The organism is Methylobacterium variabile, from assembly GCF_001043975.1.
GTDB lineage: Bacteria > Pseudomonadota > Alphaproteobacteria > Rhizobiales > Beijerinckiaceae > Methylobacterium > Methylobacterium variabile.
On the sequence record NZ_LABY01000178.1, the window covers coordinates 1 to 21942 of the forward strand.

At 72.9% G+C, this 21942-nt stretch carries 18 protein-coding genes and 1 pseudogene; 8 read left to right on the top strand and 11 right to left on the bottom strand.

Annotated features, from left to right (window positions below; all coding sequences use genetic code 11):
* Positions 1–372 (bottom strand): hypothetical protein (locus VQ02_RS23720; protein ID WP_053080523.1); only part of this gene is annotated, 372 nt, incomplete at its 3' end.
* A gap of 181 nt (positions 373–553) precedes the next feature.
* Here VQ02_RS23720 and VQ02_RS23725 point away from each other — a divergent pair.
* Both VQ02_RS23725 and VQ02_RS23730 read left to right on the top strand, forming a co-directional pair.
* Entirely contained in the window at positions 554–1606 is a 1053-nt protein-coding gene (locus VQ02_RS23725) for an SDR family oxidoreductase (protein ID WP_048446697.1), read from the top strand.
* A gap of 237 nt (positions 1607–1843) precedes the next feature.
* A complete protein-coding gene (locus VQ02_RS23730) occupies positions 1844–2872 on the top strand; it encodes a transporter (RefSeq protein WP_048446698.1) in 1029 nt (342 codons plus the stop codon).
* Between the two features lie 12 nt (positions 2873–2884).
* Here the strand turns inward: VQ02_RS23730 and VQ02_RS23735 are convergent, their stop codons facing one another.
* Together VQ02_RS23735 and VQ02_RS23740 are read right to left on the bottom strand one after the other, a co-directional pair.
* Positions 2885–3787 carry a DMT family transporter gene (locus tag VQ02_RS23735; protein WP_048446699.1) on the bottom strand — a complete coding sequence of 301 codons (903 nt, stop codon included), beginning with the start codon at positions 3785–3787 and terminating at the stop codon, positions 2885–2887.
* On the bottom strand, positions 3784–4734 hold the full coding sequence (locus tag VQ02_RS23740) for an alpha/beta hydrolase (protein WP_048446700.1): 951 nt from the start codon (positions 4732–4734) through the stop codon (positions 3784–3786). Before VQ02_RS23740 ends, VQ02_RS23735 begins: the two co-directional genes overlap by 4 nt.
* A gap of 317 nt (positions 4735–5051) precedes the next feature.
* On the opposite strand from VQ02_RS23740, the gene VQ02_RS23745 reads away from it, so the two are divergent.
* The 4 genes from VQ02_RS23745 to VQ02_RS23760 all read left to right on the top strand — a co-directional run bounded on the left by VQ02_RS23745 (position 5052) and on the right by VQ02_RS23760 (position 8153).
* Positions 5052–5441, top strand: a complete 390-nt coding sequence (locus tag VQ02_RS23745) for a DUF6460 domain-containing protein (protein WP_048446701.1) — start codon at positions 5052–5054, stop codon at positions 5439–5441.
* A 44-nt stretch (positions 5442–5485) separates the two neighbouring features.
* Positions 5486–6841: an MATE family efflux transporter gene (locus VQ02_RS23750; RefSeq protein WP_048446702.1), complete on the top strand. Its 1356-nt coding sequence runs from the start codon at positions 5486–5488 to the stop codon at positions 6839–6841.
* Positions 6838–7251, top strand: coding sequence for a GFA family protein (locus VQ02_RS23755; RefSeq protein ID WP_048446703.1), 414 nt, complete (start codon positions 6838–6840; stop codon positions 7249–7251). The genes VQ02_RS23750 and VQ02_RS23755 overlap by 4 nt, the downstream gene beginning before the upstream one ends.
* A gap of 71 nt (positions 7252–7322) precedes the next feature.
* A complete protein-coding gene (locus VQ02_RS23760) occupies positions 7323–8153 on the top strand; it encodes a class I SAM-dependent methyltransferase (RefSeq protein ID WP_053080524.1) in 831 nt (276 codons plus the stop codon).
* A 43-nt stretch (positions 8154–8196) separates the two neighbouring features.
* Here VQ02_RS23760 and VQ02_RS23765 read toward each other — a convergent pair whose 3' ends face one another.
* A complete protein-coding gene (locus VQ02_RS23765) occupies positions 8197–9270 on the bottom strand; it encodes a quinone-dependent dihydroorotate dehydrogenase (RefSeq protein WP_048446766.1) in 1074 nt (357 codons plus the stop codon).
* A 2-nt stretch (positions 9271–9272) separates the two neighbouring features.
* On the bottom strand, positions 9273–9620 hold the full coding sequence (locus tag VQ02_RS23770; RefSeq protein WP_048446704.1) for a DUF952 domain-containing protein: 348 nt from the start codon (positions 9618–9620) through the stop codon (positions 9273–9275).
* Between the two features lie 146 nt (positions 9621–9766).
* Between VQ02_RS23770 and VQ02_RS23775 the strand changes: the two genes are divergently transcribed.
* On the top strand, positions 9767–10393 hold the full coding sequence (locus tag VQ02_RS23775) for a S24 family peptidase (protein ID WP_048446705.1): 627 nt from the start codon (positions 9767–9769) through the stop codon (positions 10391–10393).
* A 163-nt stretch (positions 10394–10556) separates the two neighbouring features.
* On the opposite strand, the gene VQ02_RS23780 is transcribed toward VQ02_RS23775, so the two are convergent.
* The 6 genes and pseudogenes from VQ02_RS23780 to VQ02_RS23805 form a co-directional block, all read right to left on the bottom strand.
* Positions 10557–14102, bottom strand: coding sequence for a hybrid sensor histidine kinase/response regulator (locus tag VQ02_RS23780; protein WP_048446706.1), 3546 nt, complete (start codon positions 14100–14102; stop codon positions 10557–10559).
* Positions 14103–14201: 99 nt separating this feature from the next.
* Positions 14202–14375 carry a metallothionein gene (locus VQ02_RS23785; protein WP_048446767.1) on the bottom strand — a complete coding sequence of 58 codons (174 nt, stop codon included), beginning with the start codon at positions 14373–14375 and terminating at the stop codon, positions 14202–14204.
* Positions 14376–14465: 90 nt separating this feature from the next.
* A pseudogene (locus tag VQ02_RS35990) lies at positions 14466–14729 on the bottom strand (ArsR/SmtB family transcription factor); the annotation flags it as partial.
* Positions 14730–14804: 75 nt separating this feature from the next.
* The gene (locus VQ02_RS23795; protein ID WP_048446707.1) at positions 14805–15089 is read right to left on the bottom strand and encodes a hypothetical protein; all 285 of its coding nucleotides are present in this window, start codon (positions 15087–15089) and stop codon (positions 14805–14807) included.
* 217 nt (positions 15090–15306) lie between these two features.
* Positions 15307–16851 carry a glycogen synthase GlgA gene (gene glgA / locus VQ02_RS23800; protein ID WP_083469403.1) on the bottom strand — a complete coding sequence of 515 codons (1545 nt, stop codon included), beginning with the start codon at positions 16849–16851 and terminating at the stop codon, positions 15307–15309.
* A 227-nt stretch (positions 16852–17078) separates the two neighbouring features.
* On the bottom strand, positions 17079–18713 hold the full coding sequence (locus tag VQ02_RS23805) for an alpha-amylase family glycosyl hydrolase (protein ID WP_048446709.1): 1635 nt from the start codon (positions 18711–18713) through the stop codon (positions 17079–17081).
* Positions 18714–19431: 718 nt separating this feature from the next.
* On the opposite strand from VQ02_RS23805, the gene VQ02_RS23810 reads away from it, so the two are divergent.
* Positions 19432–21873, top strand: coding sequence for a glycogen/starch/alpha-glucan phosphorylase (locus VQ02_RS23810; RefSeq protein ID WP_245239830.1), 2442 nt, complete (start codon positions 19432–19434; stop codon positions 21871–21873).
* Positions 21874–21942 lie beyond the last annotated feature (69 nt).

Below are 21942 nucleotides of genomic sequence, written 5' to 3' on the forward strand. Positions count from 1 at the left end.
CTGCGGGGTCTTGCGCTGCGCGGTGAGGGCGGCGGCTCCCTGCGCGAGGAGCCGTGCCAGGGTGCCGGCGTCCACGTAGGCGAGGTGGATCCGCACCAGCGGCGTCCCGCGGCCGGCAGCCTCGGGCGAGAAGGTCCGGGGCTCCGCCGCGACCAGCATCGCCCGCTCGTCCTCCTCGATCGGCACCACCAGCGACACCCCATCCTCCGCCAGCCACGCGAGCCGCCGCCGGCCGAGCCGGAACACCGGCCCGGCCGCCGTGGCGTGCTCCGCGACGCCCGGCAGCTCGCGGGCGGCGCGACGGGCAACCTCGAACCAGGCCGAGGGTTTCCGCGGCCGGACCGCGCGGCGGGGGCGTGCCTGCCTGCTCATCCCGGTGCAACGCCGCCGGGCGCCGGAAGGGGCCCGCGACGGCCTTCGCGGGGCGGGATCCGGGGCAGCGCGCGGATGTTGGCCCCATGAGGCCGCCAGGCCCATCCCGGCCCCACCGGCAGGCCCGTTCTCGGACCCGGCCGGCGGGTCCGTTCCGAAACGGAGCGAGACGTAGAAGACGATGGCAGAATCCCGAACCGCCCTGGTCGCCGGCGCCAACGGCATCATCGGCAAGGCGCTGATGGAAACCCTCGGCGCGGCGCCCGGCTGGCGCGCCCGCGCCCTGTCCCGCCGCCCGCACGGCTCGACCGGGGCGATCGCGGCCGACCTCACCGACGCGGACGCCGCCCGCGCCGCCCTCGCGCCGGCGCGGGACACCACGCACCTGTTCTACGCGGCGCTGGCGCCGCAGCCGAGCCTCGCCGAGGAGGCGAGGGTGAACGGCGCGATGCTGCGCAACCTCCTCGACGGGCTCGAGGCCGCCGGGGCGCCGCTCGAGCGGGTGGTGCTCTACCAGGGCGCGAAGGTCTACGGCGTCCATCTCGGGCCGGTGCCGTCGCCGTTCTACGAGGACGACAACCCGCGCCATATCGGACCGAACTTCTACTTCACCCAGGAGGACGAGCTCAGGGCCCGGGCGGCCCGGGGCGGCCCGGCCTTCTCGATCCTGCGGCCGGACGTGGTGGTGGGGGATGCCGCGGGCAACGCCATGAACATCGCCATGGTGATCGGCGCCTACGCGTCCTTGTGCCGGGCGGAGGGCGCGGCCTTCCGCTTCCCCGGCCCGGCCCACGTCTATGACGGGGTGTTCGCCCAGGTGACGGATGCGAGGGCGCTGGCCCGGGCGAGCCTCTGGGCCGCCACGGCCGAGGCCGCGCGGGGCGAGGCCTTCAACTACGTGCACGAGCCGTTCCGCTGGCGCCGCATCTGGGAGAAGCTCGCCGCCACCCTCGACCTGCCGCTCGGGCCGCCGGTGCCGCTGCGCCTCGCCGCCCACATGGCCGACAAGCAACCGGTGTGGGCGCGGCTGGTGGCCGCGCAGGGCCTGAGCGACGCGCCCTACGAACGGGCGGTCGGCTGGGCCTTCGGTGACTTCGTGTTCCACAGCGACTTCGACCTCGTCTCCGACATGGGCAAGATCCGGCGCGCGGGGTTCACCGAGAGCGTCGACAGTCTCGAGGCGCTGGTCGGCGCCATCCGGCGCCTGCAGGAGGCGAAGGTCCTGCCACGGTGAGCCTGGCCGCCCGGCGCCCCCGGCGACGGGACGGCGCGGGCCTCCTCTCCATGCCGGCAGCGGTGACGCGCGCCCGCGACAGAGAGGATCCGGCGGATGTCCGTGCCGGTAAGCGCCCTTGCGAACACCCGGGCCTGTCATCGAACCGTCGCGCCCGGCCCCTAGCCACGGCCGCCGGGTGCGGCGGCGTCCCCGGTCGTCCCCATCGAGACTGGCGGGGATGCGCAAGGACGCCCGATGGCCCACCTCCTCAGCGACGAGCCCGCGCTGCCCGGCCTGATCTGGGCGATGCGGTTCGATGCGGACGGGCGCGGCCGCATGGTCGAGCCCGGCGAGGAGATCCCGACGCTCGGCCGCTTCGGCGAGGGCTTCGTCTGGCTGCACGTCAACCTCAACGACGCCCGGGTGGCGGGCCTCGCGGCGGAGGGGCGCCTCGGACCGCCGGAACTGGCGTCGGCGGCCTTCGCCAGCGATCCGCACCAGCGGGTCACGGTCGAGGACGGCCAGGTCGGCGGCGTCATCGCCGACCTCGCCCGCGACGCGGACGCGCCGGACGCCTCGGCCCGCCTGCCGGACGCGGCCGGGCGGCTGCACTTCGTGCTCGGGCCGAACTACCTCGTCAGCGGGCGCCGTCATCCGATCATCGGGCCCGACGCGGTGCGCGAGGCGGTCGCCGAGGGGAGGGCGCTCGCCGGCCCGGTGGCCCTGCTCGAGACGCTGATCGGCCGGGTCGCGGCGGCGATCGGGGCGCGGGGCACCATCCTGTCGGAACGCCTCGACGGGATCGAGGACCACATCCTCGACGAGCGCATCCGCGACGAGACCCGCCAGCTCGGGCCGATCCGCCGCGACGCCGTGCGGCTGCACCGGCAGCTCAACGGCCTGCGGGCGGTGTTCCACCGCCTGGAGGAGGACGGCGAGGCGCTGCCGGAGGCGACCCTGGAGGCGGCCTCGCGCATCGCCCAGCGCCTCGACGCCCTCGACCGCGACATGGTGGTGCTGGCCGACCGCAGCCGGCTCCTGCAGGAGGAGCTGTCGGCGCTGCTCGCGCGCCAGTCGAACCGGCAGCTCCAGACCCTGTCGGTCCTGACCGCCCTGTTCCTGCCGCCGACCCTGGTCACCGGCCTGTTCGGCATGAACACCAAGGGGCTGCCGCTCGCCGAGTACGACGAGGGCTCGACGATCGCGATCCTGATCGCGGTCCTGTCCGCCGCCGCGGCTTTCCTGCTGATCCGCCGCCTCGGCCTCGGCGGGCAGAAGAGCTGAACCTCTTGCAGCTCACGCCGCCCGGCGGCGTCCCGGCACCTCCGACACCGCGATCCCGCCGAGCACCAGGCCGAGCGCCAGCGCCTCGGTGGCGCCGAAGGGCTCGCCCACCAGGGCGACGGCCAGGATCGCTCCGAAGGCCGGCACCAGGTTGGCGAACAGCCCGGCGCGGTTCGGCCCGATCACCTCGACCCCGCGCATGAAGGCGAGCTGCGCCGCCAGCGACGGCCCCAGCGCCGTGAAGGCGATCAGCCCCCAGCCCGCGGGGCCGGGCCAGAGGACGTGGCCGCTCGCCCACTCGCCGAGGAGCAGCGGCACCGAGGTGGCCCAGGCCGCCACCGCCATGGCGGCGAAGAACACCAGCCCCGGCACCGCCGGCCGCAGCGGCAGCGCGACGGTGTAGCCGGCGTAGAACAGGCAGGCGAGGGCCACGAACAGGTCGCCGCGGTTGAAGGTGAGGGCGCTGAGCCGCGCGAGATCGCCGTGGCTCGCGGCGAGCGCCACGCCGGCCAGGGTGACGGCGGCCCCGAGGAGCTGCACCGGCCGCACCGCGATGCCGCGGGCGAGGTAGTTCAGCAGCATCACCAGGACCGGGATCGCACCCTGGAACAGCACCAGGTTGACGGTGCTCGTATGGGCGCCCGCGACGTAGAACAGCGCATTGAAGGCGGTGTAGCCGAAGCCGCCCATCAGCAGGATCATGAGCCAGCGGGCGCGCAGGACGCGCCAGTGCCGGAGCGTCTCCCGCCCGGCGACGAGGGCGATCGCGGTCAGCGCGATCGACCAGCGCAGGCAGGTCAGCGCCTGGGGCGAGACCAGCCCGACCGCGGCCTTGCTCACCACCGCGTTGGCGGCCCAGAGCAGGGCCGCGAGGCTGAGGAGCGCGTAGGCGGCGGCCGGCGAGGATCCCCTCACGCGAGCGCCATCAGGAACCGCTCGATCAGCTCCAGGGCGCGCTGGGTCATGGCCAGCGGATAGCGGATGAAGACGTGGCAGCCCCCGGTATAGACCGAGGTGTAGCCGCCGTTGTTGGCCGCCGCCCAGCGCATCGACATGAACAGCGTGTCGTCGAGGAGGGGGTCGCGGGTGCCGACCGAGAACAGGGCCGGGGGCAGGCCGGCGAGGTCGGCGTAGAGGGGCGAGACCTCGGGCGAGCGGCGCGCCACGCCCTCGGGCACGAACCCGTCGGCGAAGCGGCGGATGTCGGTGGAGTTGAGGACCAGGCGCTCGTCGCCCCAGTTGCGGGCGCTCGCCGTGACGCCGAGGTCGTAGAGGCCGGAGAAGAGGTTGGCGCCGCGGAAGGCCTTGGGCAGCCGGTGGCGGTCGCGCAGGCGCAGGAGCGTCATCACGCTCAGATGCGCGCCGACCGATTCGCCGCCGATGGTCAGGGCCTCGATCCCGAACAGCTTGCGGCCCTCATGGTAGAGCCAGAGCGCCGCCGCCTCGCAATCGTCGATCGGTGCCGGGTAGGGGTGCTCGGGCGCCAGCCGGTATTCCACCGAGACGCAGACGAAGCCGCAGCGCTCGGCGATGCGCTCGAGCCAGGGATCCTGCTCGTCGGCCCCGCCCCAGACCCAGCCGCCGGAATGGATGTGCAGGTAGGCGCCCCGGGGCTTGCGCTGCGGCCGGATCACCCGCAGGGCGAGGGGCCCGCCGGGCCCCGGGATGGTCATGGTCTCGGCCCGGGCGCTGCGCGGCATCGCCGGGTAGGCGGTGCTGCCGCGGCGGCGGCGCTCGCGCACCTCCGCGACCGGCATGGACCACGGGTCCGGCGCCCGGGCCTGGGCGGCGATGATCTCCTGGTTCAGCCGCTCGGCGTCGGGGTCGGCCTTCGCCGGGTCGAAGAGCGCGTGGTCGATCATGCTCGGTGTATCAATCTCGCGGCGCTGCGCCGCCGGCGGAGCGGCGGAGCGTCTCGGGGTTGCGGGGCGGGCCGCCCTCCGGCCCGGCGGTCCAGGCCGGACGTCCAAGGGAGCATTTCGGGATGCATCTTGGGATAATCCGCGAAGGTTGCCATCTCAGGTCCGGATTGCCAAACGGTGCAATGCGCCGGACCGCCCCGGGTTTCGCCCGCATGTGGCAATCCCGCAACGTTCAGGGCTGCGTGCCGCGACCTCACGGGGTCGCGGTCCACAACCTTCGGACGCGAGAGAGCGCAACGTCAGGGTCGCGAGGAAGCATGAGCGAGCAGAGATTCCACCGTCCCTTCGGCGGGCCCGGCCCGGGCGGGCAGGCCCCCTATGGGCAAGATCACTACGGGCAGGGTCCCGGCGGGCAGGGGCCCGGCGGGTACGGGCCGCGCCGGGAATCCGGGCTGCACCGCTTCCTCGGCGGCTCGCCGGCGGCGGTGCTGGTCCGGCTCGTCGTCCTGTCGCTCCTCGTCGGGGCCGGCATGGCGATGATCGGGGTCACGCCCGCGGCCCTGTTCGCCCACGCCTACGACACCGTGCGCTCGCTGATCGAGCTCGGCTTCGACACCTTCCACGATGCCGGCCGCTGGTTCGTCGCGGGCGCCGTGGTGGTGGTGCCGCTCTGGCTCCTGTCGCGCGTGCTCGCCCGGGGCCGCTGACGCCGGAGCTGCTTCAAGCCCGAGATCGCCCCGAGAATCGCCCGATGACGCCCGCCGCGCGCCCGCAGGTCACGCACCGCCGCATCCTGGCCCTCGCCGGGCCGATGACGCTCGCCAACGTCACGACGCCGCTCCTCGGCCTCGTCGGGACGGCGGCGGTCGGGCGGCTCGGCGACGCGGCGCTCCTCGGGGCGTTGGCCCTGGGGGCGGTGATCTTCGACTACCTGTTCTGGACCTTCGGCGCCCTGCGCATGGCCACCGCTGGCCTGACCGCGCAGGCGGCCGGGGCCGGGGACCGGGCCGAGATCGACCGCACCCTCGCCCGGGCGCTGGCGGTCGCCGTCGCGGTCGGGCTCGCGATGGTGGCGCTTCAGGTCCCCCTCGCCGCGGCGGCCTTCCGGCTGTTTGGCGCGAGCCCGGAGGTGACGACGGCCCTGGCGGCGTATTTCGGGGTGCGGATCTGGGGTGCGCCGTTCACGCTCGCGAACTACGCCGTCCTGGGCTCGACCCTCGGGCGCGGCCGCACCGACCTCGGGCTCGGCCTGCAGGTGGCGATCAACGTCGTCAACGTGGTCCTGACCCTCCTCTTCGTCCTCGGGCTCGGCTACGGCGTCGCCGGTGCGGCGCTCGCCACGGTGCTGGCGGAGAGTGCGGGCACCGGGCTCGGCCTCCTGGTGCTGCGCCGCCTCGGCGCCCGGCCCTGGCGGGTGCCGTGGGGCGAGGTCGTCGAGGGCGCGGGCCTGCGGCGCATGCTGGCGGTCAACGGCGACGTGATGGTGCGCACCCTGGCGCTCATCACCGCGCTGGCGCTGTTCTCCGGCCTCGGCGCCCGGGCCGGCGACGTGACGCTGGCGGCCAACGCCGTGCTGCAGAACCTCTTCCTCGTCGGCAGCTTCTTCCTCGACGGCTTCGCCACCGCCGCCGAGGTCCTGTGCGGCCAGGCCCTCGGCGCCCGCGACGAGGACGCGTTCCGGAGGGCGGTGCGCCTGGCGCTCGGGTGGTGCCTCGGCTTCGCGCTGGCGGTGTCCGGCCTGTTCCTCGGCTTCGGCGGCCCGTTCATCGACGCCGTCACCACCACGCCCGAGGTGCGGGCGGCGGCCCGCGACTTCCTGGTCTACGCCGCCCTGACGCCGCTCGCCGCCGCCGCGGCCTTCGCCTTCGACGGCGTCTATATCGGGGCGACCTGGACCCGGGCGATGCGCAACCTCATGCTGGCCGCCCTCGCGGTGGACGTGATGGTGCTGGCCGCGACCCGAGGGTCCGGCAATGCCGGGCTGTGGCTCGCGATGCTGGCCTTCCTGGCGGCCCGCGGCCTCGGCCAGGCCCTGCTCTACCCCAGGCTCGTCGCCGGCGCCTTCCCGCGGCCGCGGGCCACCATGCTGGAGGAGGCGACGCGATGATCACGGACGGCCGGATCACCGGGGGATGCCGGTGCGGCGCCCTGCGCTACGAGGCGGGCGGGGAGCCCTGGAACCAGACCGTCTGCCACTGCGCCGATTGCCGCGGGACCACGGGGGCGCCGATGGTCGGCTGGATCACCGTGCGACGGGCGGCGTGCCGCTTCACCGCCGGCACGCCGACCTGGTTCCGCTCGAGCCCGCGGGCACAGCGAGCCTTCTGCCCGACCTGCGGCACCCACCTGGCATACGTGGCGGACGACCTGCCGGAGGAGATCGACCTCACCACCGCCAGTCTCGACGACCCGGAGCGCTTTCCCCCGCGCGACCACGTCTGGGTCTCCCGCCGCCTGTCCTGGGTCGCCCTGCCTGCCGGGCTGCCCGCCTACCCGCAGGCGCGGGACGGGTCCTGACGGCCGCCCCGGCTGGACCCGACCCCGAGCGACCTGACACCCGGGCGACCCGCCCCGAGAGACGAGCCCGCATGACGACGGCGGACCTGACCGCGCTTCCCGAGACCGCCTCCGACACCCCCTTCGCGGCGCCCCGTGCGGTCGAGGACATGGCCGCCTGCACCTTCAACCACACCATCGAGCTGCCCGGGCACGGCACCATGACGGGGGCCTGGGACCTGCGGGCGGGTCTCGACGACTACCTCGGCCACGTCGCCGTGGCGGGCAAGCGCGTGCTCGATTTCGGCGCCACCAGCGGCTTCGTGGGCTTCGGCATGGAGGCGCGCGGCGCCGAGGTGGTGTCCTACGACTTCGCCGGCGACGCGTGCTGGGAGATGGTGCCGTATCCCGACTTCGAGCGCGCCATGATCGCCCCGGAGATCCGCAACCACCTGCGCCGGTTCGAGAACGCCTACTGGTTCTCCCACGCCGCCCTCGGCTCGCGGGCGCGGCGGGCGGGCGGCTCGCTCTACGACGTGCCGGAGGCGGTCGGCCCGGTCGACATCGCGTTTCTCGGCAACGCGCTCGCGCGGCTGCGCGACCCGTTCCGGGCCCTCCACGGCGTCCTGCGGCTGACCCGCGAGACCGTGGTGGTCACCGAGATGCTGCCGAAATCCCTCCACTTCCTGCGCTACCTGCCGCGCGGCCTCGGCCTGCCGATGTTCCTCCTGCCGCGCGCCGACCAGCGGATTCGCTTCGATTCCTGGTGGACCATCGCGCCGACGACGATGCAGGAACTCCTCGCCGTCCTGGGCTTCGGCGAGTCGGTGGTGACCTATCACCGCCAGTTGCTGCTCGGGCAGAGGCGGTTCTGCTACACCGTCGTGGCCCGCCGCACCGAGCCGACCAACCCGGAGCTGTGACACCGCCGCGTCCCGGAGCGAAGGCGCGGCGGCAGGGCGCGCCTCAGGCGGAGCGGGCGAGGTCGGCGGCGTCGCGCCCGACGATCCCCGTGAGGCTCCGGGCGCCCTCCTGCTCGAGCCGGCGCAGGAGGCCGGCCTTGATCTCGCCGACGAGGCCCGGCCCCGCATAGACGAGGGCGGAGTAGAGCTGGACCAGGCTGGCGCCCGCCCGGATCTTGGTCCAGGCCGCGTCCGCCGAGTCGATCCCGCCGACGCCGATCAGCGGCAGCTCGGTCCCGACCCGGAGGAAGGCTTCGGCCAGGAGCCGGGTCGCGGGCGAGAACAGCGGCCGCCCGGACAGGCCGCCGGTCTCGGCCCGGGCGGCCCCGGCGAGGCTCGCCGGCCGCGCCACGGTGGTGTTGGACACGACGAGCGCGTCGATCCCCCGGCGCCGCGCGGTGGCGGTCATCGCGTCGAGCCCGTCGAGGCCGATGTCGGGGGCGATCTTGAGCAGCACCGCCGTGCCGGTCCCCGATTCGTCGCGGGCCGCGACCACCCGGGCGAGCAGGTCGTCGAGGAAGGCCTCGCCCTGGAGGTCGCGCAGGCCGGGGGTGTTGGGCGAGGAGACGTTGACGGTGATGAAGTCCACCAGGCCGGCGAGGCCGCGGGTGCAGGCGACGTAGTCGGCGAGCCGGTCGGCGGAATCCTTGTTGGCCCCGATGTTGACCCCGACGATCCCCGGCCGGCCGCGCCGTGCCTCCAGGCGCCCTCGCACCACCGCGAGCCCCTCGCTGTTGAGGCCGAAGCGGTTGATCACCGCCCGGTCCTCGGGCAGCCGGAAGACCCGGGGCCGCGGGTTGCCGGGCTGCGGCCGCGGCACCACGCCGCCGACCTCGACGAAGCCGAACCCGAGCCCCAGCAGCGCGTCCGGCGCCTCCGCACCCTTGTCGAATCCCGCGGCCAGTCCGACCGGATTGGAAAAAGTCCGGGACATAACGGTTACGTGGAGTCGGGGGTCGTCGGCGGGCGGAGGCCGCAGGGGAAGGCGCGCGAGCGCCCCTAAGGTCAAGCTGTGCGCGGTCTCGGCGTCGAGGGCATGCAGGAGCGGGCGGACGAGCGGGAAAACGGCCGAGAGCACGATCAACCCCTGGTGAAATCTGGAAAAATATGAGTTCCTTCGGGGCCGATCGGCAGCGGCGTGACGCGCCTGACGGCGGTGAGCGGCAGCGGGCCGTAAAGGTGCGGGAACAGGGCGCCGCCCCGGGAGGGCTCGTAGCGCAGGGCGTCCCCCAGGGCCTCGGCGTCGACCGCGATCAGGAGAAGATCATCCAGTCCCGCGAAGTGCTTGGCCGCCGTTTCGGGCGCCTGCGCCGCGGTCGAGAAATGGATGAATCCGTCCGCCTGGTCGACGGGCGCACCGTCGAAGCGGCCCGCCGCTTCGGCGTCCCGCCACAGGCTGGCAGGGCATATCTTGTACACGAGCGGCATGGGCGCGGCGGGCCTCCTCGGCGGGCTGGCGGGGAGCGATACCGGTCCCGGGATGAACCGGCAACGCCGTTGCCTTTCGGTGAGGCTTGGGTACTTTACATTTGTTAGTTCGTTGGTGAACACCTCCCGCGTCAGGCCAGGCCCCAATGCTGTCCCACGAGCGAATCTGGTCCGCGATCGATCACCTGGCCCAGCGCAACAATCTCACGGCCTCCGGGCTCGCGAAGCGTGCCGGCCTCGACGCGACGAGCTTCAACCGCTCGAAGCGGATCAGTCCCGACGGGCGCAAGCGCTGGCCCTCGACGGAGTCGGTCGCCAAGATCCTGTCTGCCACCGGGACCACCCTCGACGATTTCCTGCACCTCGTCGAGCCGCGGGCAGGCGAGACGCGCATCGTGGTGCCGCTGATCGGCAGCGAGAGCGCGACCGGCCAGATCGGCGTCAATGGCCTGCCCGGCAACGGCAGCGTCCTCGAGGAGATGGAGCTGCCCGGCTTCGGGACCGAGCGCTGCTTCGCCATCGAGGTGCGGGGCAGCACCCTGACGCCGTTCTACCGGGAGGGCGACGTGCTGGTGGTCTCTCCCACCGCCGCGATGCGCCGGGGCGACCGGGTCGTGACGTGCCTCGGCGGCGGCGGCATCCTGGCGGCCGAGCTGAAGCGGCGCACCGCCCGGGCCGCCGAGTTCAGCGGGCCCCACCCGGGCGAGCCCGACCGGGTGATCCCGGCGGCCGAGATCGCCTGGATGGCCCGGGTGATGTGGGTGCGGCAGTAGATCCCGACGGCCACTCGCGCTCGACCGCCGGCCTCATGCGATTTCCGATTGAACGCTTCCGGCGACCGCTGCGCGGTCGCTTTCGCGATGCGGACATCGACCTCGCTCAAGCGCCGCGCGGGCTAGTGATACGACGTCCGGAAGCGATCTTCCAGACGTCGTATCACTCCGCCGCCGCCCGCTGCCCCCGCCACTGGGTCAGCAGCGCCCGGAGGGCGGCCGGCTTGATCGGCTTGCTGAGCACCTGGATCCGCTGCGCGCTCGCGGCGTCGCGCACGGCCGGGGAGCGGTCGGCGGTCAGCAGCACCGCCGGGATGTCGGCGGAGAGGGCCGCCCGCAAGCCGGCGATCAGGTCGAGGCCAGTGCCCTGGTCGAGGTGATAGTCGGCCACGATCACGTCCGGGCGAAGCGAGCCGCCGAGCACCAGGGCGAGGGCCTCGCTGAGCGACCCGGCGGTATGGAGCGCGCAGCCCCAGCTGCCGACGAGCACCCGCATCCCGTCGACGATCGCCGGCTCGTTGTCGACCGCGAGCACGGTGAGGCCGGCGAGCGGCACGGTGGCCGGACGCGGCGCCTCGCCCTGCGTCTCGAGAGCGGGCCGCAACGGGGCGCTCGGCACCGCGACCGAGAAGGCCGAGCCGCGGCCGGGCCGCGAGACCAGGGTCACCGGATGGTCGAGGAGGCGCGCGGTCCGATCGACGATCGACAGGCCGAGGCCGAGGCCGCGGGCGACCCGCGCGCCCTGGTCGAGGCGCTGGAACTCCCGGAAGACCAGCTTCTGCTGCGCGGCCGGGATGCCGAGGCCGGTGTCGCAGACCATCAGCACCACCCGCTCGCCGCGCCGGCGCGCGCCGACCAGCACCCGTCCCTGCGGCGTGTACTTGATCGCGTTCGAGACCAGGTTGTGCAGCAGCCGGCGCAGGAGCTGCCGGTCCGAGCGCAGGGCGAGGGACGAGGGCATCACCGTCAGCCGCAGCCCCTTCTCCTGCGCCATCGGGCCGAACTCACGCTGGACCTGGCGGAAGAGGTCCGAGACCCGGACGATCGAGAGCTGGGGCTTCAGCGCCCCGGTGTCAAGGCGCGAGATCTCGAGCAGCGCGGTCAGGATCTCCTCGACGGCGTCGAGGGAGGCGTCGACGTTCTCGGCGAGGGTGGGATCGGTGCCGCGATCGCGCTCGACGAGGGCGCTGGCGTAGAGCCGCGCCGCGTTGAGGGGCTGGAGGATGTCGTGGCTGGCCGCCGCGAGAAAGCGGGTCTTCGAGGCGTTGGCCTCCTCGGCCTCGGCCTTGGCGCGGGTGAGCGCCGCGTTGAGGCGGGTCAGCTCCTCGGTGCGCTCGCGCACCCGGGTCTCGAGCTCCTCGTTGAGGCGGGTGCGGGCCTCCTCGGCGGCGACCGAGTCGGTCACGTCGGTGTAGGTCGCCACCACGCCGCCGTTCGGCAGCAGGTTTGCGCGGATCTCGATCACCCGGCCGCTCGGGTGCAGCCGCAGCCGCTGCGGCCCGGCCTCGAGCCGGAAGGCGGCGATGCGCTCGGCGACCAGGAGGTCGGCGTCCCGCGCCCCGTAGGCCCCGCGGCCGGCATTGAAGCGCACGATCGCCTCGAGGCCGATGCCGGTCTGGATCATCTCCGGCGGCAGGTCGTACAGGTCGGCGAAGGCCCGGTTCCAGACGATCAGCTTCATGTCGCGGTCGAAGACCGTGATGCCCTGTTTGGCGTGGTCGAGCCCGTGCTGGAGGATGTCGCGGCTGTACTGGAAGGCCGCCGAGGCGTCGTCGAGGAGCTTCAGCGCCGCCTTCGGCGAGACGTTGCGCCGGCGCAGCAGCAGCGACAGGGCGAGCCGGGCGGAGGCCGCGCCGATGGCCGAGGCGAGGAGGTGCTCGGCGTGGCGCAGCTCCGGCAGGCCGGCCACGGCCTCGTCCCGCACCGGCCCGCGCCCGTGCGCCTGCGCGAACTCCTCGAAGGCCCGCACCGCCCGCTCCTCGCCGAGGAAGCGGGCCACCGTGGCGCGCAGCTCCGCCAGGGTCACGGCGCTGCGGAACAGTCGGAAGCTCGACATGCCCGGGCCGGTCTCGTCCAGGCCGAAGGTCTGCCCGAAGGCCTCGGCCTGCAGCCGCTCGATGGCGCTCGGCGGGCGCAGGAGCGAGCCGACGACGTAGGCGAGCGTGTTGAGGGAGAGGCTCCACAGGGTGCCGTGGACGAGGCGGGGGAAGTCGTCGACGCCCATGAGCGCGGTCGGGCTCAAGGAGGTGATGCCGAACGGTCCCTCCGCGATGAGCGTGGCGGCCCAGCCGTCGCCGGTGACGAGGCTCGGCAGCAGCAGGGTGTAGAGCCAGACCGCGAACCCGACGATCAGCCCTGCGGCGGCACCGGTGCCGGTGCCCCTGCCCCAGTACAGCGCGCCGACGAAGGCCGGGCCGATCTGCGCCACCGCCGCGAAGGACAGGAGCCCGATCGAGGCGAGCGCCACCTCGCCGGCGACCTGCGAGTAGGCGTAGGCCACCAGCACCACTGCCACGATCGCCGCACGGCGCACCGCCAGCACGTAGCCGCCGAGATCCGAGGTGCCGGGCTCGGCGCGCGGGGCGGCGCCGGCCCCGAGGTTGCGCCGCCGCAGGGCGACCGGGATGACGAGGTGGTTCGAGATCATGATCGCCACCGCGACGGATTCGACGATCACCATCGCGGTCGCCGCCGAGAGGCCGCCGATGAAGGCCACCAGGGCGATCCCGTCGGCCCGCTCGTGCAGCGGCAGGGCGAGCACGATCATGTCGCGCTGCACCGTGCCCTCGGGAAACAGCGCCAGGCCGGCGAGCGCCAGCGGCACCACGAACAGGTTGATGAGGACGAGGTAGAGCGGGAAGGTCCAGGCCGCCCGGCCGACATCGGCGACCGCGCGGTTCTCCACCACCGCCATGTGGAACTGGCGCGGCAGCAGCAGCACGGCGGCGGCCGAGAGCAGGGTCTGCACGATCAGGGTGGCTGGGCCGGAGGTCTGCCCGGCCAGAGCGCCGACGCCATGCACGGCGCTGGAGGCCGCCGGCAGGTCGCGCAGCATCCAGCCGACCACGAATCCGCCGACGGTGAGGAAGGCCAGGAGCTTGACGAGGGATTCCAGCGCCACCGCCAGGGTCAGCCCGTCCTGGTGCTCGGTGGCATCGGCGTGGCGGGTGCCGAAGGCGACCGCGAAGCCCGCCAGCACCAGGGCGACGAACAGGCCGAGGTCGCCGAGCATGCCCGCCGGCGCGCCGACGCCGTCCGTGGCGCGCAGGAAGACCTGGAGCGAGGCCGCCACCGCCCGCAGCTGCAGGGCGATGTAGGGCACCGCGCCTACCACCGCGATCAGGCAGACCAGCGCGGCGATGCGCTCGCTCTTGCCGTAGCGGGCGGCGATGAAGTCGGCGATCGAGGTCGAGTTCTGCGCCTTGGCGATCCGCACCACCCGGGCGAGCAGCCGGTAGCCGAAACCGACCACCAGGATCGGGCCGACATAGATGGTGAGGAAGTCGAGCCCGGCGTGGCTGGCGAGCCCGACGGAGCCGAAGAAGGTCCACGAGGTGCAGTAGACCGCGAGCGACAGGGCGTAGATCGTCGGCCGCACCCGCGCGTCGCGCATCAGGGTCCGCCCGGCGACGTCGCCCCAGTGCGCGACCGCGAACAGGGCGCAGATGTAGACGAGGGCCGCCAGCACCACCGTCCAGCCCGCGATCATCGGCGTCGTCCATCCCCGGCCCGGGCGGGAGCCCGGGCACTGCTCATGTCGACGGCCTGTTTAGAGCATTTTCGCGCCGGTGCACGATCCCGGCGGTGCTCAGCCGTGGCAGGCGCAGCCGGCGTGGTCGCAGCCGGCATGGTGGGGATGGCCGTCGGCGCACTCGTCGCAGCAGAAGGCCTTGCCGTCGCGCGACACCGCCTTGGCCAGCGGCACGACGCACACGCAATCCTCGCAGGCGCACTTCACCGCCTCGACATCGACGCTGGCCATGGCTCCGGTTCCTCTTCCTGATCCTGGTTCTCGGGCGCGCTCGTGCGGCTCGGTGAAGTGGGCGAGCATGCTGCTCAGGACGTCGCGGACGTGATCGTCGTCGATCGCGTAGGCGACGTGCCGGCCGTGCCGGACGGCCCGCAGGATGCGGGCCGTGCGCAGCAGGCGCAGATGATGCGAGGTCAGCGATTGCGAGAGGCCGAGCGCCTCGCCGATCTCGCCGACCGTGCGGTCCGTCTCCAGGCAGGCGAGCACGATGCGCAGGCGGTTCGGCTCACCCAGGAGCCGGAAGACCTCCGCCACGTCCGCGACCTGCTCGGGCGACGGGAGCTGCACGCCGCCTTCCCTCAACATATGAACACGTGCTCATATGTTGCTGCCGCCACGGCAGGGTGTCAAGGGTGATCGGTGCCTGTCGGTGCCGGACGCTCAGTCGTCGTCGATGTCGGCCGGCGATCCAGGCGCCATCGGACCGCTCTCCTCGACGTCGTTGTCGTCGAAGAGGCCCGGGGGTCCGTCGAATCCGACGACACCGTCCGGATTGTCCGGGCTCACGTTCGGATCGCCCGCCGGAGGTCGAGCATCCTGCAATCTGCGGTCGAGGCGCTGCTCGCGCCTGAGGTCGCGCTGAATCGGAACCTCGTCGGATTCCCGGGCCAGCAGGTCGGTCCCGCCGTCGACACAGAAGGCGCCGAGCAGGGCCGCCGCGATCATCGTCCTCATCACTGGCTCCCTCGCTGCGAGGCGTGAAGCATCGCCGTCTCCCGGACTCTGCCTCGGGGCGCCGCCGTCGTCTGCCGCCACGTTCGGCGATGGAGGGCGGTCCCGGGGGCTGCAGGGTCGCTCCCTGGGAGGCGCCCGAAGCGAGCGACCCCGCGGTGCCGTCAGCGCCGCGGGGTCGAGGATGAACCGTGACGAGGACCGGGCCCGATCAGGCGGCCGCCCGCCCGCGGATCAGGTCGGCGCCGTTGCCGACGACGCGGGTGTAGAGCGAGCCGTAGCCGTCGGCGGCCTTGTCCCAGCCGAACTCCCGCGCCATGGCGTTGCGCCGCATCGTCCCGAGGCGGCGCTTCGAGGCGAAGGTGTCGAAGGCGCGGCGGATGGCGCCGCTCAGGCCCTTGAGCGAGGCCTCGCCGAACAGGAAGCCGGTGACGCCGTCCTCGACCGTGTCGGCGAGGCCGCCGGTGCGGTGGGCGATCGGCAGGGAGCCGAAGCGCTGGGCGTACATCTGCGCGAGGCCGCAGGGCTCGAAGCGCGAGGGCATCAGCAGGAAGTCGCTGCCGGCGAACATCCGGTGGGCGTCGGTCTCCTCGAAGCCGACCCTCACCCCGACCGCGCCGGGGTGGCGCCGGGCGAGGTCGAGGAAGGCGGCCTCGAAACGGGGCTCGCCCTGGCCGGTCACCACCAGCTGCCCGCCCTCGGCGACGATGGACTCGGCCGCCGCCAAGGTGAGGTCGACGCCCTTCTGGTGCACGAGGCGCGACACGATGGCGAAGAGCGGGCCGCGGGAGACGCCGAGGCCGAAGCGGCCGCGCACCGCGTCGGCATTGGCGCGCTTGCCCTTCCAGTCGTCGGGCTCGAAGCGGGTGGCGAGGTGGGGGTCGGTGCGCGGGTCCCAGCTCTCGTCGATGCCGTTGAGGATGCCGGCGAGCCGGCCCTGGTGGGCGCGGGTGCGCAGGAGGCCGTCGAGGCCGCAGCCGAATTCCGGCGTGGTGATCTCGTGGGCGTAGGTCTCGCTGACGGTGGTGACGTGCGAGGCGTAGAACAGCCCGGCCTTGAGGAAGGAGAGTTTGCCGTAGAACTCGACGCCGTCGATTTGGAAGGCGCTCTCCGGCACGCCGAGGCGGCCGAGGTTCTCCCAGGGGAACAGGCCCTGGTAGGCGAGGTTGTGGATGGTGAGCACGGTCGGCGTGCGCAGGCCGCGCCAGGCCAGGTAGGCCGGGGCGAGCGCCGTCTGCCAGTCGTTGAGGTGCAGGAGGTCGGCGCGCCACTCCGGGTCGATGCCCTGGGCGAGCTCGGCGGCCGCCAGGCTGAGGCGGCCGAAGCGCAGGTCGTTGTCCGAGAAGTCGACGCCCTGGTCGCCGTAGGGCGAGCCGTCGCGCTCGTAGAGGGCGGGGGAGAGGATGACGTAGACCGGCAGGCCGTCGCCGGTCTCGATCAGGCCGAGGTCGCAGGGCGGCATGTCGGCGCTGCCCGGCAGCTGGGCCACCACCGCGATCTCGGGATGATGCTCGACGACTTGGCGGTAGCCCGGGATCAGGATGCGCACGTCGTAGTGCTGGCGCAGGGCCCGGGGCAGGGAGGCCGCGACCTCGCCGAGGCCGCCGGTCTTCACGAAATCGGCCATCTCGGGCGTGGCGTACAGGATCCGCGGCTTGAGCGAGCCGCGCAGCGCCTCGACGGCCCCCCTCGGGGATCCGCCTGACGGCACTGCCGGCGCCTGGGAAGCCGACCGTGCCGACGCCGGAAATGTCATGAATAAGCCCCCACGCCGCGAGCCGGACGGAATGCGAGCGGACAACGTCGCGGCGTACTGCGACGACAACGCGCTGCTCTAGCCCCGGTTCCAGTGCGCTGCACAATATCAGAAGGTTTTCCGTCGGCAAGACAATTTATGATAATCCGGAACAAAAATCCCGGATTTGCTGTCGTTTTTGCAAGCTTTGCCACTGCGTATCGGAGCTTAGGCGGGTAAAGATCGGGTCAGCCGGCCGCCCCCGGCGGACGCCGGATCAGCACCAGGGCCTCGTCTCCCGCAAGTGCGAAACGGCCGTCCTGCGGGCCCTCGCCGCGCCGGCCGCCGGCGCTGGACAGCAGCACCTCCCAGGCGGCCTCGGGCGGCACGTCGACGAGGCAAGACCCGTGCCCGAAATTGAGCGCGACGCGGACGATCTCGTCGCCGTGCAGGCGCTCGTAGACGAGGACGTCCCCCGCGACCGACACGGCCCGGTACGCGCCGATGCTCAGCGCCGGATGCTCGCGCCGCAGGGCGATCAGCCGGCGGTGCAGGGTGAGGATCGAGGCGGGATCGTCCCGTAGCACCTCGACGTTCCGGGTCTCGGCCTGGGGATCGAGGGGCAGCCAGGGCTCGACGGTGGAGAAGCCCGCCCGGGGCCCGGGCGTCCACTGCATCGGCGTGCGCTCCGGGTCGCGGCCGCGGCCGGGCTCGTTGTGCTCCCAGGGGTCGCGCACCCTCTCCGGGGGGATCGGCACCCGGCCGAGGCCGATCTCGTCGCCATAATACAGCGTCGGGGTGCCCCGCAGGGTCAGGAGCAGCACCGCGGCGACCCGGGCCTGGGCGTCGCCGACCCGCGCGGCGATGCGGGGCTGGTCGTGGTTGCCGAGCACCCAGTTCGGCCAGCCGCCGGGAGGCAGGGCCGCCTCGTACTCGGCCACGAGGTCCGCTACGGCGACGGCGTGCCAGGGCGTCTGGATCAGCTGGAAATTGAACGGCAGGTGCGCGCCCGACAGGTCGACGCCGTAATAGGCGACCAGCCGCTCCAGGGGCAGATAGATCTCGCCGATCAGCACCCGGGCGTCGTACTCCTCCAGCACCGCCCGCATCGCGGCGATGACCTCCATCACCTCGGGCTGGTCGGCGGAGTGGAGCTGGACCAGGCGGTTGATCTCGGGGTCGCCGGGCACGTAGTCCGGGTTGACCGGGTTGTCGCGAAAGGCCTCGTCCTTCATCAGGTGCCAGATCACGTCGACCCGGAAGCCGTCGACGCCGCGGTCGAGCCAGAACCGCAGCACGTCGAGCATCGCGGCGCGCACCGCGGGGTTGCGCCAGTTCAGGTCCGGCTGCTCGCGCAGGAAGGCGTGGTAGTAGTACTGGCCGGTCGCCGGATCGAGGGTCCAGGCCGGGCCGCCGAAATTGCTGATCCAGTTGTTCGGCGGTCCGCCGTCGGGGGCGGGGTCGCGCCAGATGTACCAGTCGCGCTTCGGGTTGTCGCGGGAGGTGCGGGACTCCCGGAACCAGGGATGATCCTGCGAGGTGTGGTTGGGCACGAAGTCCATGATGACGCGCAGGCGCCGGCGATGGGCCTCGGCCACCAGGGCGTCGAAATCGGCCAGCGTGCCGAACAGCGGGTCGATGTCGCAGTAATCCGAGACGTCGTAACCGTAATCCGCCATCGGCGAGCGGCAGACCGGCGACAGCCACAGGGCGTCGACCCCGAGCCAGGCCAGGTAGTCGAGCCGGGCGGTGACGCCCTTCAGGTCGCCGACGCCGTCGCCGTCCGTGTCCTGGAACGAGCGCGGATAGATCTGGTAGACGATCCCGGCCTTCCACCAGAGCTCGCCCGCCGGCAGGCGTCCAAGCGTCGCGTCCTCGGTCATGCTGGGCTCCGTGGCGCGCCCGCGCGGGCGCAGGGAAGGGATCAAGGATCGGGGAGGGCGTCCGGTCGGGTGCCCGGTCGGGCGGCGGGGTTGAGCGGGTGACCGGCCGCCCCTATATGAGCGCCCGCGGCCACGACGCCCTTGCGACACCCTGCGGGGAAGCCGCGCTGCCGCTTCCGGTTCCCGCATTCCTGCACGCGGGCGCCGAGCGTGGCACGCCTGCATCAGCGGCGGCCGCGCCGTCATCAGCGGGGAGGCGCCCGCCCGGTCACCCGGGCCGAGGGATCCGCCGAAAGAATGATCCGCCGAAAGACCGGTGGGCGTCGGGGACGGGCTCAGACCCAAGGCTTAAGCCTTTCCCAGGGTCAGTGCGCCTCGCCTTAACCCTAAGGTCCGGCGTGCGGGCGGCTTCCGGGGCGTTCACACTCGCTTCAGGCCGCTTCGCCAAAATCAAGTCTCGTTTCCGTGAGACGTGTCGGGACAGCAACACGCGGGAAGACGCGTGCAGGAGTTGGTCTCGGCGTCTCGACATCGTCGTCCGACAGCCACACGATGCTGCCGTGGCCGAAGGTTAGCTGCACAGCACGCGACGCGAGATCGCGCTGCAGCAATCGAGACCTGCGGCAGCGAAGGGGGTTCCAAGGTGCTGAACGAAGCTATTCTGTCCGGTCGCCAGCGCGATGAGGCTCCGCGGGACGCGGAAGCGCCGCGCTCCTGGATGCCGCAGCCGGCCGCCGCCGCGCCCGCCGGCGACGACGTCGCGGCCATGCGCGCCGCGATCCTCGCCAAGCTCGCCTACGCCCTCGGCAAGACGCCCGCGACGGCGCGCGACCGGGACTGGTTCGCCGCGACCGCGCTGGCCCTGCGCGACCGCGCCGTGGCGGCGGGTGCCGCCTCCGCCGGCACCGTGCCGCACAAGCGCGTGCACTACCTCTCCCTCGAGTTCCTGATCGGTCGCCTGCTCTCCGACGCAATGGGCAATCTCGGCGTCGCCGAGACCGTGCGCGCGGCGCTCGCCGGGCTCGACGTCGACCTCGACGCGGTGGCCGGGGCCGAGCCCGACGCGGCGCTCGGCAATGGCGGCCTCGGGCGCCTCGCCGCCTGCTTCATGGAGAGCATGGCGAGCCTCGCCATTCCGGCCTACGGCTACGGCATCCGCTACGACCACGGCCTCTTCCGGCAGGTGATCGAGGACGGGGTGCAGCGCGAGGTGCCGGAGACCTGGCTTGCCGAGGGCAACCCTTGGGAGTTCGAGCGGGCGGAGGCGGCCTGCGAGGTCGGCTTCGGCGGCGACGTGGCGATGAGCGTCCAGCCGGACGGCACCCTGCGCCGGGTCTGGCGCCCGGCCGAGATCGTGCGGGCCGTGCCCTACGACACCCCGGTGATCGGCCGCGGCGCCAAGCACGTCAACGCCCTGCGCCTGTGGGCGGCGCGCGCCGTGGAGCCCGTCGATCTCGCCCGCTTCAACGCCGGCGACCATGTCGGCGCCGTGGCCGAGCGCGCCCGGGCCGAGGCGATCTCGCGGGTGCTCTACCCCAGCGACGGCACACCGGCCGGCCAGGAGCTGCGCCTGCGCCAGGAGTTCTTCTTCACCTCGGCCTCGCTCCAGGACCTCGTGCGGCGCCACGTCGCCGAGCGCGGCGACCTGCGCTCGCTGCCCGATCACGCGGCGATCCAGCTCAACGACACCCACCCGGCCATCGCCGTGCCGGAGCTGATGCGGCTCCTCGTCGACGGGCACGGCCTGTCCTGGGAGGATGCCTGGCACGTCACCACCCAGACGCTGGGCTACACCAACCACACCCTGATGCCGGAGGCGCTCGAGACCTGGCCGGTGGAGCTGATGGAGCGGCTGCTGCCGCGCCACATGCAGATCATCTACCTGATCAACTGGATGCACCTCGAGGAAGTGTCGCGGCACGGTGCGTCGCCCGAGCAGCTCGCCGAGGTCTCGCTGATCGACGAGAGCCACGGCAAGCGGGTGCGGATGGGGCATCTCGCCTTCCTCGGCGCGCGCCGGGTCAACGGCGTCTCGGCGCTCCACACCGAGCTGATGCGCCAGACGGTGTTCGCCCCGCTCCACGCCCTCGATACCGACAAGATCGTCAACAAGACCAACGGCATCACCTTCCGCCGCTGGCTCCACAACGCCAATCCGGGCCTTACCCGCCTCGCCGTCGACGCGCTGGGCGCGAAGGTGCTCGACGATCCGCGCCACCTCGAGGGGCTGGCGGCGCTGGCCGACGATGCCGGCTTCCAGGAGCGCTACGCGGCGGTGCGCCGCGAGCGCAAGGAGGCGCTCGCCCGGGTGGTCGAAGACCGCACCGGCATCACCCTCGACCCGGAGGCCCTGTTCGACGTCCAGATCAAGCGCATCCACGAGTACAAGCGCCAGCTCCTCAACATCCTGGAGACGGTCGCGCTCTACCAGGCGATCAAGGCCGAGCCGCACCGCGACTGGACGCCCCGGGTCAAGCTCTTCGCCGGCAAGGCGGCGCCGAGCTACCACCAGGCCAAGCTGATCATCCGGCTCGCCAGCGACGTCGCCAAGCGCGTCAACGCCGATCCGGACGTGGCCGGCCGCCTGACCGTGGCCTTCGTGCCGAACTACTCGGTGAGCCTCGCCGAATCGATCATCCCGGCCGCCGACCTCTCGGAGCAGATCTCGACCGCGGGCCTTGAGGCCTCGGGCACCGGCAACATGAAGCTGGCGCTCAACGGCGCGCTCACCGTCGGCACCCTCGACGGGGCCAACATCGAGATCAAGGACCATGTCGGGCCGGAGAACATCTTCATCTTCGGCCTCGACGCGGCCGGGGTGCAGCGCGTCCAGGCCGAGCCGGGCTACGCGTCGCGCGCCATCGCGGCGTCGCCGCGCCTGCGCGCCGCTCTCGACATGATCGCCGCGGGCGGGTTCTCAGCTGGCGAGCCGGGCCGCTTCCGTCCCCTCGTCGACGAGCTGACCCGCAGCGACCGCTTCCTGCTCACTGCCGACTTCGACGATTACTGGCGGGCACAGCGGGAGATCGACGCGGCCTGGCGCCGGCCCCGCGCCTGGTGGCGCGCGGCGATTCTCAACACCGCCCGCACGGCCTGGTTCTCGTCGGACCGCACGATGCGGGAATACGCCGAGGAGATCTGGCGGGTGCGGGTGGGCTGAAACGCCTGACCGTGTGACGTGAAACAGAAAGCCCCGCGGTGCGAGCCGCGGGGCTTTCTTGTCGGGCAG